The sequence below is a fragment of the Rhodococcus sp. AH-ZY2 genome, from assembly GCF_030916465.1.
GTDB classification, from domain to species: domain Bacteria; phylum Actinomycetota; class Actinomycetes; order Mycobacteriales; family Mycobacteriaceae; genus Rhodococcus; species Rhodococcus ruber.
In genome coordinates this window covers 1,997,840-2,009,447 of record NZ_CP126458.1, presented here as the reverse complement: position 1 = coordinate 2,009,447, position 11,608 = coordinate 1,997,840, and the positions used below count along the sequence as shown (strand labels likewise).

Below are 11,608 nucleotides of genomic sequence, written 5' to 3'. Positions count from 1 at the left end.
GATGAGGCCCCTCGCCTCCAGTCCACACATCGGGAGAGTCGGTCATGGGTTCCAAATCGGCCCGGAAGAAGGCACCGAAGGGCGGCCACGGCCGGAAGCGCGTTGACGAAGCCGGGGAGCTCCGTTCGCCCGCTGCGGAACCGGGAACGCCGGCGAAGAAGCCGATGAAGAACAAGGAGTATCTACGACGTCTCAAACCGCTCCAGGGTGAACTCGTCGCCATGCAGGAATGGGTCAGATCCTCCGGCGCGAAAGTCTGCATTCTGTTCGAGGGCCGCGACACCGCCGGAAAGGGCGGCGTCATCAAGGCGATCACCGAACGCGTCAGCCCGCGTGTGTTCCGCGTGGTCGCCCTGCCCGCGCCGACCGAGCGCGAGAAGAGCCAGATGTACGTGCAGCGGTACCTTCCGCATCTGCCGGCCGGTGGCGAGGTGGTGATCTTCGACCGCAGTTGGTACAACCGCGCGGGAGTCGAACGGGTGATGGGGTTCTGTACCGACGAGGAAGCGCGGCACTTCCTCGAGATGACGCCCGCGGTCGAACGGGCGATCGTCGACTCGGGCATCGTTCTGCTCAAGTACTGGCTCGAGGTGAGTCAGGAACAGCAGACGGTGCGGCTGCAACGCCGGATCGACGATCCGCGCAGGATCTGGAAACTCTCGGACCTCGATCTACAGTCGTACAGCCGGTGGTACGACTATTCGCGGGCACGCGACGAGATGTTCCGCTACACCGACACCGGCTGGGCACCCTGGTATGTCGCCGACAACGACGACAAGAAGCGCGGCCGGCTCAATGTCGTCAGCCACCTGCTGAGCCAGATTCCCTACGAACCGCTCGAACACCGCGACATCACCCTGCCGGAGCGTCGGGGTCCGCACGGATACCGGACGCCCAGGCAGCAACTGCACTGGATCCCCACGCCCTTCTGAGGAGTCGTCTCCGACGAGTCGTCTCCGGCGAGGAGAAGCGATCATGGCTCTCACCGAACACCCCCCGGATCAGGGGCATCCCACCGACACCGACGACGTGCAGGCCGAGCGGAACACCTGGCACGTCCAGGAGCCGGATACCGTTGTCGCGGTGCTGAACTCGGATCGGCACTCGGGGTTGACCGCGGGAGAAGCCGGTGCCCGCCGCCGCCGGTACGGCCTCAACGAGATCGCCTCCGAGCCCGGACCGTCGATGTGGGCGATCGCGCTTCGGCAGCTCGAAGATCCGATGAACCTGATGCTGGTCGCGGTCGCCGTCGTCAGCATCGTCATCGGTGAGGTACCGACGGCGATCGTGGTCGTGGTGCTCGTCGGACTCAACATCGTGCTGGGCACGCAACAGGAACTGAAGGCTCGTGCCAGCGTCGATGCGCTCGCGAGGATGCAGACCCCGCAGACGCGCGTGATCCGTGACGGCATCCTGGTTCAGCTCGCCGCCACCGACCTCGTCCCGGGCGACATCGTGCAAGTGGAGGCCGGCGACATCGTGCCCGCCGACGGTCGGCTGCTCACGACGGCCACCCTCGAGACGCAGGAGGCGGCGCTGACGGGTGAAAGTACCCCCGTCCCGAAGGACCCCCACACGCTCGACACCACCGATGTCGCCCTCGGCGACCGCAGCAACATGGTCTTCCAGAACACGTCGGTCACCCGGGGCACCGCCACGATGATCGTCACGGAAACCGGCATGCACACGGAGATGGGCCGGATCGCGTCGATGCTGTCGGCCGTCGCACCGAGCAAGTCGCCGCTTCAGCGCGAGCTGGACTCACTGACCAAGATTCTCGGGATCATTGCGTGGGCTGCGGTCGCGATCATCGTGATCATCGGGTTGGTTCGGGGGCAGGAACTGGCGACGCTGCTGCTGCTGGGCATCTCCATGGGGGTGTCCGCCATCCCCACCGGTCTGCCCACGTTCGTCCAGGCCATGCTCGCCTTCGGGGCTCGTCAACTGGCGGACGCCAAGGCCGTCGTGAAGAACCTCACCGACGTCGAGACACTCGGTGCCACCAGCGCGATCAACTCGGACAAGACCGGCACCTTGACCATGAACCAGATGACCGTCCGGTCCCTGTACTTCCACGGCCGCTGGTACACCGTGGACGGCGAGGGCTACGACAAGACGGGGAGGATTGCCCAGGCTGCTGGCCTGGAGGTTCCGGACTTCACCCTGCTCGCGTACGGCCTGTGCCTGGACAGCGACGCCACCGTCTCCGACACCGGCGACATCGTCGGCGATCCCACCGAGGCCGCGCTCGTGGTGCTCGCCGCGAAGATCGGGATCGACGCTCCGCTGACCCGGCGGACGTATCCGCGGGTCGCGGAGGTGCCGTTCGACTCCGCTTACAAGTTCATGGCGACGTTCCACCACCTACCGGTCGACGGCACCACCCGATTCGTGGAACTCGTCAAGGGTGGACCCGATGTCGTCCTCGCCCGCTGCACCAGCGCCTACCAGCCGGGCCGTCGGGAGGTACCGATCGAGGAGGTCCGCGACGACCTGGGCGCGGCCAACCGAACTCTCTCGGAGCAGGGGTTGCGCGTGCTGGCGTTCGCGGTCCGCCTGCTCGACGGTCGGGAAGAGGCGGTGCAGGCCGACCCGATGTCGTTCGTCGGTGAGCTCATCTTCGTCGGGATGGTCGGCATCATCGATCCGCTTCGCCCGGAGGCCGTCGACTCGGTCCGCACCGCGCGAGCGGCCGGCATCGAGGTCCGCATGATCACCGGCGACCACGCGATCACAGCGTCGGCGATCGGTGCCGAACTCGGTCTCGGGCCGGGCGCGATCGGCGGGGCCGAACTGCACGCCATGTCGGACGAGGAACTGACGGCAGCGTTGCCGAACCTGCACGTCTTCGGCCGCGTCACTCCGCAGGACAAGCTGCGGCTGGCCGACCTCATGCAGCGGAGCGGCGCGGTAGTGGCCATGACCGGCGATGCCGTCAACGACGCCGCGGCCCTGAAGAAGGCCGACATCGGGGTGGCCATGGGCTCGGGCAGCGAGGTCACCAAGCAGGCCGGCAAGATGGTGCTCACGGACGACAACTTCGGGACGTTGATCACCGCGATCAGGTTGGGACGCAGCATCTACGACAAGATCGTGTCCTACATCCGCTACCAGATGTCCAAGCTGTTCTCACTCGTCCTGCTGTTCCTCGTCGCGAGCATCTTCGACATCAACGACGGCGTCGCGCTCACGCCGCTGATGGTGCTGTTCCAGCACTTCTTCATCACCCTCTTTCCGGTTGCGGTCATCATGCTCGACCCGCCACCGCCGAACCTGATGACCAAGACGCCCCGCGACCCCGGGGTGCCGATCGCGAACCGCACGGCGCTACTGCAGTGGCTGGCATATGGCATCCTGCAGTTCGCCGTCACCCTCGCTGCGATGCTCCTCGCTCCCGGCGAGATGAGCCCCACCGCGGCCAACGTCCCGATGACGACCGCATTCGTGGTCTTGTCGTTCGGTTCCATCCTGAGCGGACTCGCCCTGCGCCGAGACCCGGACTCGGGGATGACCGCTCCGGTCCTGAGGGCGCTCGGAATCCTGTCCATCCCCGTCGTCGTCACAGTGTTCGCCGTCGAGGCCGGCTTCCTCCAGGATCTGCTGATGACCACCTCACTGACCGGCGGCCAGTGGCTCGCCTGCGTGGGTTGGTCGCTCCTCGTTCCGGTCGTCATCGAAGGCGAGAAGGTACTGCGGCGACGCCGACGTTCGGCGCCGACGGCCCCCATCCCCGTCGCGGCCGCAGTGGCACCGCAGCGTGTCCATCACCGCTGACAGCGAATCACGATCGCGCACCTACGATCCGGCCGCACGTACGACTCGGGAAGCGGATGACCGAGACTTCGAGCATGTGGGGCCCGAAGGCGCCGGGACACGCCCGCCCGCAGGATGATTCACCGCGGTCGGGCGTGCCGTCGGCTGGTCAGGAAGCCAGGATTCGGGCCTTCTCGGCTTCGAACTCGGCCTCGGTGAGCACGCCCTGCGCCTTCAGCTCGGCGAGGTCCTTCAATGCGGCGATCCGGTCCGTCCCTCCTTGGGCGACGGGCGCGGCCGGGGCGGCGGGCGGCGGGGCGGGTTCAGGCGGATACTGCTCGTAGCGTTCGTATCGCGCCTGCTCCTGCCCCGCCCAGCGCTGGCCCTGTCGCCGGGACACACGGTTGGAGACGGCGGTGGCGGTTCCCGCCACCACGGCCGTGCGGGCGACGCCCCGCAGCAGTCCGGGCATGACGCACTCCTCTGCATACTCGAAGGATCGACGTAGCCGAATCCCTCTGTCTGTTCTCAGCTTTCGGACTCGATCCGATCCAGGGACGACAGGATGCTCTGCACGGGAATCCGGCCCGACGCGACGAGCTGGGCGCCGTTGCGGCGCAGAGCGCGAGCAAAGGGTGCTGCCCACGTGTTCTCGTACACGAGCACAGCCGCCGAACAGCCCGGCTCGAGTGCGGCGCCGGCTTCGGCGAAGTCGGTGTCGTCGAGCAGACCGGAGGCGGCCTCCGCGAACAGCGTGACATCGACCTCGCCTTCGAGCCCGACGTCGGCGATGTCGATCCCGGCGACGGAGCCGTCCGGATCCTTCTGGACGAACGCCAGGTCCAGCACTCGGACGATGCCGCGCTCGACGAGATCGCGCAGCAGGGGCAGCGCCGACCCGTCGGGCGGACGGTCGGCGGGGAACTCGATGACGAGATAGTCGACCGGACCCATCTCGTCGATGTCGGAATCGGTCACCGGGTGCCTCGTTTCAGCGACGGGATCGGTCTTCGGCAGCAGTTCGGGCGGTTTCACGGCGCCACACCCGCATGGTGGCGACGCCGACCGGGGAACGGAGAACCGGTCCACTGCATGTTCGACGATAGCTCGCACATGTCTGCGCGCATCCGGTTTTCGGGCAGGCTGTCTTCGGGCAGGCAACCGGATTGCTCCCGCCTCGTCGCCGAAAGAAGGAGCGCGAGGGGTGCGTGACCGCGCCGATACCGAGAATGGGACGAAAGTCCCTGCTGGACCTGTGCAACCCGGCGCACACTCGACCCGTCAGATCCGTTCGGAGAGGGAGACGACCGTGTCACACAACGTGCATGTCGAACCGGAACCCATGTCCACGAAACAGGCCGTCGCGGCGGGGACGTCGATCGGAGCCGCGGTCATCATGGCCACGATCGGAGTCCTGCAGTTCTTCCAGGGGATTGCGGCGGTCGCCGAGGACGAAGTGATCGTCCAGGGCCAGGAGTACACTTTCAAGTTCGATCTCACGACCTGGGGATGGATCCACATCGTCATGGGTGTCGTGATCGTCGTCGTCGGCATCGCGCTGATCACCGGCGCGACGTGGGCACGGGTGGCGGCCATCATCATCGCCGCGCTGTCCATTCTGGCGAATTTCCTGTGGTTGCCGTACTACCCGTGGTGGTCGATCCTGATCATCGCCTTGGACGTCGTGGTCATCTGGGCGATCTCGACGTGGAACCCCCGAGCCGACTACTACTGACCGCGCCCGGCACCGGGTCGTGCGACGGCGATCCGTCCCGTCGCACGATCCGCGGCGTCGCGCGGGTGGCGTCGATGCAGTCGTTCCTCAGTACTGCATCGACCCCCGCTCCATCGATCACGCCGGTTGCGACGACCGTCGCCGGCCGGAGCCGAACCCGCCGCGTCGTCAACCGGCGAGGGCCGCGGCCATCTCCGCCTTCGGTGCAGGACGACCGGTGAACTGCTCGACCTGGCCGAATGCCTGATGCAGCAGCATCTGCAGGCCGCCCACCACGACGGATCCGTGCGCCGTTGCGGCCTCGGCGAGCGGGGTGGGCCACGGGTCGTAGATCGCGTCGAGGACGAACGGTGCGCGGCCGAGCTGCTGCGCGTAGGGCGCCGCCGCGGCCGCCGGCACGGTGCTCACGAGCGCACCCGCGCTCGCGCACACGTCCGCGAGTTCCGGGGCGTCGAACGGCAACCAACGCGGCTTCATACCTACCGCCTCGGCGCAGTCGAACGTCTCGGCGGCCCGGACCTCGTTGCGGGCGACGACGGTCACCGAGGTGACCCCGAGCTCGGCGAGCCCCACCAGGGCCGGCCGCGCGGTCCCCCCGGCCCCGACCACCACCGCCGAAGCGCCGGCCAGGTCCCCGACGCCGGCGGCGCGCAGCGCGCCGGTGACGCCGTCGACGTCGGTACAGTCGGCCCGCCAGCCGTCCGCGGTCCGCACCAGGGTGTTCGCCGAGCCGATCAGCACGGCCCGGTCGGTGCGCTCGGTGGCGAACTCGAGGGCCGCGAATTTGCCGGGCATCGTCACCGACACCCCGACCCACTCGGGCCCGAGTCCGGACACGAGGGCCGGCAGCTGCTCGCCCGTGCATTCGATGCGTTCGTAGGTCCAGTCCGTCAGACCCAGCGCCCGGTAGGCAGCCAGGTGCAGCAACGGGGACTTCGAATGCGCGATGGGGCTGCCGAGGACCGCGGCCCTGCGGGCGCCGGTCACGATGTCATCTGCCACTGTCGTCATCTGCCACTGTCGAGGATTCCGCTGTCCAGCGCCTGCTGCGTATTCGTCAGGTGTTCGTCGTAGTTGTCGGCGAACAGGGTCGTGCCCTGAGCGTCGATGGTCACGAAGTACGTCCAGTTCCCCGTCTCCGGGTTCTCCACGGCCTGCAGCGCCTCGATGCTCGGCGACGAGATCGGGGTGGCGGGCAGTCCCGGGCTCGCGTACGTGTTCCAGGGGGTGACCTGCGCCCGATCGGCATCGGTCGTCGCCAGCTCGGTTTCGTCGAGGGCGTAGTTGACCGTCGAGTCGAACTGCAACGGCTGCCCGATCTTCAGGCGATTGAGGATCACCCGGGCGACCTTCGCGAAGTCGTCCGGCAGCGCCTCGCGTTCCACGAGGGACGCAGAGACGAGCATCTCGTACGGCGTCAGCCCCACCTTGGCCGCGGCCTGGGTGATGCCCGTCTCGTCGTAGCGCTCGGCGCTGGTGGAGACGAGGTACCGGAGTATGTCCGCGGCCCCGGCAGTGGGATCGAAGTCCCAGCGGCCGGCCGCGATGAGTCCCTCGAGCTGTCGAGTGCGATCGGGCACGTTCGCGACGGCGGCCCGCGCCCATTCCGGCACACCGAGCGCGGCGAGGTCGGTGCTCGCACCCGCGGCGTCGAGTTCCTCGTAGGTCAGACACGTGCGTTGCCCGTCGCGTTCGAGGCAACTGGCCTCCGCGATGAGGGTGTAGATCCCCTTGCGTACCGCGCCGGTGTTGACGTCGCGGATGTCGTGCAACTGCCGGCCCTCGGAGATCACCAGCGCCCCCACCCGGTTCGCGGGGTCGACCAGGGCGGCGACAGCCTCGCGGGCGGGAAGCCGGCTGGCAATCGAGTAGAAGCCCGGCTGCAGCGAGTTCATCCCGGGGTTCTGGACGGCGGCATTGTAGAAGGCGTCGGAGCTGGCGACGATGTCCGCTTCCTTGAAGGCGGCGCCGATCTGCTCGGCGGTGTCACCCGGGTGCACCTGCACGACGACGGCGGGACCGCCCGCACCGGTGTAGTCGGGTGGCAGGTCGGGGCCGGTGAACTTCTGGTAGGCGAAGAATCCGCCGCCGAGGAGCAGAACCAGCACGGCCGCGACGGCGAGCACGCCCACGACCCGGCCGCGTGTGCGGCGGGCCCGGGCCGAGTGGGCGTGGGCCCGGCGGGCCGGGGACATCCCGACAGGTTCGGGGGCGGCGCGATCGGCGGAGTCGGTCCAGTCCCGTCCCGCTGCGGACACCTCGGGGTAGCCGCGCGGATCGTCGTCGACTGCGGCGTACCCGAACTGGTCGTAGCCCGACTCGTCGTAGGTGGGCGGCTGCTCGTGGTCGTCGTGTCGGTAGGTGCCCGGTGCAGGGTCGTATCCGTCGCGGTCGCGGGGATCGTAGTCGCTGGGCCCGTATCCCTGGGGCTCGTAGGTCTGAGCCTCGAAGACCTCGGTTTCGGCACCCGGGTGGTCGGCGGGGTGTCCGCCGTAGGGGCGGAGCTCGGGCTGCGACGGGGTGCCGGGGTCGTACTCGTCGAGCCGGTAGACGTGCTCGGTGGTGGGGGCGTCGTCGAAGGGGTGCCCGCCGGCCGGAGGGGTCGGAGGCTCGTAGCGGTGGCCGCCCCCGGCGGCGGGCGGCGGCGAAGCGTCGGTCCCGTGCCGCGGCCGGTACCACTCGTCCTGCTGGGCGGGCCCGAACCCGGGACGGTCCCCGGAGGCGTGGTCCGCCCCGGTGGACTCGTCGTCCGGCCTCCCGTGCCGGCTCATCGTCCGTTCTCCGGCTTGCCGTCCTCGGCCACGTTCACCACTGCACTCCGCTCGTCCAACCAACCCTGCAAGATGGCGACGGCGGCGGCCTGGTCGATCACCGGCCGCGCACCGCGCGCACTGACTCCGCTCTCGCGGAGGGCCCGCGCCGCAGTGACCGTCGTGAATCGTTCGTCGGCCATCCGCACGGGAATCCCGGTCATCCGCCGACGCAACCGTCCCGCGAAGTCACGGGCCAGTTTCGCGGCCTTGCCGGGCTCCCCGCGCAGGGTCTGCGGCAGACCGACGATAACCTCCACGGCCTCGTACTCCGTGACGATGTCCACAATGCGCCGGATATCCGGCGCGTCGGGCCCGCGTTCCTTCGAGCGCGGCACGGTCTCGACCGGGGTGGCCAGGATCCCGTCGGGATCGGACGAGGCCACACCGATCCGGACACTTCCGACGTCGATGCCGATGCGGCGGCCGCGGCCGGGGTCGTCGACACCCGGACGGTCGGGACCGGCGAAGTCGGCCACGATCAGCCGGCCAGCTCGCTGAGCCGGGCGCGGAACGCGGTCAACGCCGCGGGGATACCGGCGGGGTCGGATCCGGATCCCTGTGCCATGTCGGGCTTGCCACCGCCGCGGCCGCCGATGACCGGCCCGAAGCTCGAGACCAGGTCGCCGGCCTTGATGCCCTTGGCCTGGGCGGCCTTGGTGGTGGCGACGACGAACGGCACCTTGCCGTCGGCCGAACCGAGGAGCAGCACCACGGCGGGCTCGCTGCCGAGCCGGCCGCGGACGTCGGAGGCGAGGCTGCGCAGGTCGTTGCCGGCCACGCCCTCGGGGGCCGCCTCGGCGACGACGAGCAGATCGCCGGTGCGTTCCGCCTTCTCGGCGAACGTGCCGGCCGAAGCGAGCACCGCGGCGGCGCGGGTGCGTTCGAGTTCCTTCTCGGCCGCCTTCAACCGCTCGACCAGGGATTCGACGCGCGCGGGCACCTCCTCGGAGGGCACCTTCAGGGTCGAGGACAGGCCGGCGAGCAGGGCCCGTTCCTTGGCCAGGTGCCGGTACGAGTCCAGGCCGACGTATGCCTCGACGCGGCGCACGCCCGAGCCGACGGACTGCTCGCCGAGCAGAGTGACGGTGCCGACGTGGGAGGAGTGCTCGACGTGCGTGCCGCCGCACAGCTCCATCGAGAACGGGCCGCCGATCTCTACGACGCGGACCTCGTCGCCGTAGTTCTCGCCGAAGAGCGCCATCGCACCCATCTTCTTGGCCTTGTCCAGGTCCGTGACGAAGGTGTTGACCGGGTAGTTCGCCGCGACGGCCTCGTTGGTGACAGCCTCGATGTCGGCCTTCTGCTGCTCGCTGAGCGCTCCGGGCCAGGAGAAGTCGAACCGCAGGTAGCCCGGCTTGTTCAGCGAGCCGGCCTGCACGGCGTTGGGGCCGAGGACTTCGCGCAGCGCGGCGTGGACCAGGTGAGTGCCCGAGTGGCCCTGCGTAGCGCCCTTGCGCCAGGACGGGTCGACCTGCACGAGGACGGCGTCGCCCTCGGTGACCTGACCCTCGAGCACGGTCACCTTGTGCACCCACAGCTGCTTGGCGATCTTCTGGACGTCGTCGACCTTGATGCGCAGACCGCCGGCAGTGATGGTGCCGACGTCGGCGATCTGACCTCCGGCCTCGGCGTAGAGGGGGCTGCGGTCGAGGATCAGCTCGACGTTCTGGCCGGCCTGCGCCGCGTGCAACCGTTCTCCGCCGGTGATGACGGCCAGCACCGTCGCCTCGGTCACCAGTTCGGTGAAGCCGGTGAACTCGGTGGGGCCGCGGTCGAGCAGTTCCTTGTAGACGGTCAGGTCGGCGTGGGCGTGCTTGCGGGCACGGGCGTCGTCCTTGGCGCGCTGACGCTGCTCGGCCATGAGGGAACGGAAGCCGTCCTCGTCGACGGTCAGGCCGGCCTCGGAGGCCATCTCCAGCGTCAGGTCGATGGGGAACCCGTAGGTGTCGTGCAGGGTGAAGGCTTCGGTGCCGCCGAGAACGGACCTGCCCTGGGCCTTCGCGGACTCGACCGCGCCCTCGAACAGCTTGCTGCCGGTGCCCAGGGTCTTGAGGAATGCGGTCTCCTCACCGACGGCGACGGTCTCGATGCGCGAGTAGTCCGTCGCCAGCTCCGGGTAGGACGGGCTCATGGTGTCGCGCACGACGGCCATGAACTCGGCCATCGTCGGCGTGTCGGCGCCGAGCAGACGCGCGGAGCGCACGATCCGGCGCAGCAGGCGGCGCAGGACGTAGCCGCGACCGTCGTTGCCGGGGTTGACGCCGTCGACGATGAGCATCGCGGCGGTGCGGGCGTGGTCGGCGATGACCCGGAAGCGCACGTCCGAGGCGTGGTCGGCGCCGTAGACGCTGCCGGTGAGCTCGGCGGCCTTGTCGATGACCGGGCGCAGCAGGTCGGTCTCGTAGACGTTCTCGACGCCCTGGAGCAGGAACGCGACTCGCTCGACACCCATGCCGGTGTCGATGTTCTTCTTCGGCAGTGGCCCGAGGATCGGGTAGCCCTCCTTGGCCCCGCCCTCCCCGCGCTCGTTCTGCATGAACACGAGGTTCCAGATCTCGATGTAGCGGTCCTCGTCGGCCTCGGGGCCGCCCGGGGCGCCGTATTCGGGGCCGCGGTCGTAGAAGATCTCCGAGCAGGGGCCACAGGGACCGGGGATGCCCATGGACCAGTAGTTGTCCTTCATGCCGCGGCGCTGGATGCGCTCGGCGGGGACGCCGATCTTGTCGTGCCAGATCGAGTACGCCTCGTCGTCGTCCAGATACACCGTCGCCCAGAGCTTCTCGGGATCGATGCCGTAGCCGCCGTCGTCGACGGAGCCGGTCAGCAACGACCACGCGTGCCCGATCGCCTCTTCCTTGAAGTAGTCGCCGAACGAGAAGTTGCCGGCCATCTGGAAGAACGTGTTGTGCCGGGTGGTGATGCCCACCTCCTCGATGTCGAGGGTGCGCACGCACTTCTGCACCGAGGTCGCGGTGCTGAACGGCGGGGTCTGCTGGCCGAGGAAGTAGGGCACGAACGGGACCATGCCGGCGTTGACGAACAGCAGGTTCGGATCGGCCAGGATCAGCGACGCGCTGGGCACCTCGGTGTGGCCGGCCTTCACGAAGTGGTCGAGAAAGCGCCTGCGGATCTCGTGGGTCTGCACGTCGATGGTCCTCTTTGTCTGACGGTGTGGACTACCGTGCCCGTCCGGACACGGCGAATCGGCCATCGTTCAGCCTATCGCGCCGACGTCGGCGGCCGCCGTGAGCATCCGCCGGGCGTGAGCGAAGTATCGTTCGGCCCTGTCGACCGGCGGCCCGAGGCG

9 protein-coding genes are annotated in these 11,608 nt (G+C 68.8%); 3 read left to right on the top strand and 6 right to left on the bottom strand.

The features are described 5' to 3' along the window. The first annotated feature begins 44 nt into the window (after positions 1-44). A complete protein-coding gene (ppk2, locus tag QNA09_RS10430) occupies positions 45-932 on the top strand; it encodes a polyphosphate kinase 2 (protein ID WP_010595162.1) in 888 nt (295 codons plus the stop codon). Between the two features lie 43 nt (positions 933-975). Then, entirely contained in the window at positions 976-3,774 is a 2,799-nt protein-coding gene (locus tag QNA09_RS10425) for a cation-transporting P-type ATPase (protein WP_010595163.1), read from the top strand. Between the two features lie 148 nt (positions 3,775-3,922). Here QNA09_RS10425 and QNA09_RS10420 read toward each other — a convergent pair whose 3' ends face one another. Both QNA09_RS10420 and QNA09_RS10415 read right to left on the bottom strand, forming a co-directional pair. Beyond that, positions 3,923-4,225, bottom strand: a complete 303-nt coding sequence (locus tag QNA09_RS10420; protein WP_003935456.1) for an SHOCT domain-containing protein — start codon at positions 4,223-4,225, stop codon at positions 3,923-3,925. A gap of 56 nt (positions 4,226-4,281) precedes the next feature. Then, the gene (locus QNA09_RS10415; protein ID WP_029540091.1) at positions 4,282-4,731 is read right to left on the bottom strand and encodes a DUF6325 family protein; all 450 of its coding nucleotides are present in this window, start codon (positions 4,729-4,731) and stop codon (positions 4,282-4,284) included. 364 nt (positions 4,732-5,095) lie between these two features. Here QNA09_RS10415 and QNA09_RS10410 point away from each other — a divergent pair, with 364 nt between their 5' ends. After that, positions 5,096-5,488: a hypothetical protein gene (locus QNA09_RS10410; RefSeq protein WP_225222415.1), complete on the top strand. Its 393-nt coding sequence runs from the start codon at positions 5,096-5,098 to the stop codon at positions 5,486-5,488. 168 nt (positions 5,489-5,656) lie between these two features. On the opposite strand, the gene QNA09_RS10405 is transcribed toward QNA09_RS10410, so the two are convergent. From QNA09_RS10405 to alaS, 4 genes are read right to left on the bottom strand one after another with little or no spacing between them, the layout of a single operon-like run. Continuing rightward, the gene (locus QNA09_RS10405; RefSeq protein ID WP_052033930.1) at positions 5,657-6,499 is read right to left on the bottom strand and encodes a shikimate dehydrogenase; all 843 of its coding nucleotides are present in this window, start codon (positions 6,497-6,499) and stop codon (positions 5,657-5,659) included. Further along, the gene (locus QNA09_RS10400) at positions 6,496-8,259 is read right to left on the bottom strand and encodes an endolytic transglycosylase MltG (RefSeq protein ID WP_003935460.1); all 1,764 of its coding nucleotides are present in this window, start codon (positions 8,257-8,259) and stop codon (positions 6,496-6,498) included. Before QNA09_RS10400 ends, QNA09_RS10405 begins: the two co-directional genes overlap by 4 nt. Continuing rightward, entirely contained in the window at positions 8,256-8,780 is a 525-nt protein-coding gene (gene ruvX / locus QNA09_RS10395; RefSeq protein WP_190242399.1) for a Holliday junction resolvase RuvX, read from the bottom strand. The genes QNA09_RS10400 and ruvX overlap by 4 nt, the downstream gene beginning before the upstream one ends. Next, on the bottom strand, positions 8,780-11,446 hold the full coding sequence (gene alaS / locus QNA09_RS10390; protein WP_119699755.1) for an alanine--tRNA ligase: 2,667 nt from the start codon (positions 11,444-11,446) through the stop codon (positions 8,780-8,782). Before alaS ends, ruvX begins: the two co-directional genes overlap by 1 nt. Positions 11,447-11,608: the final 162 nt, after the last annotated feature.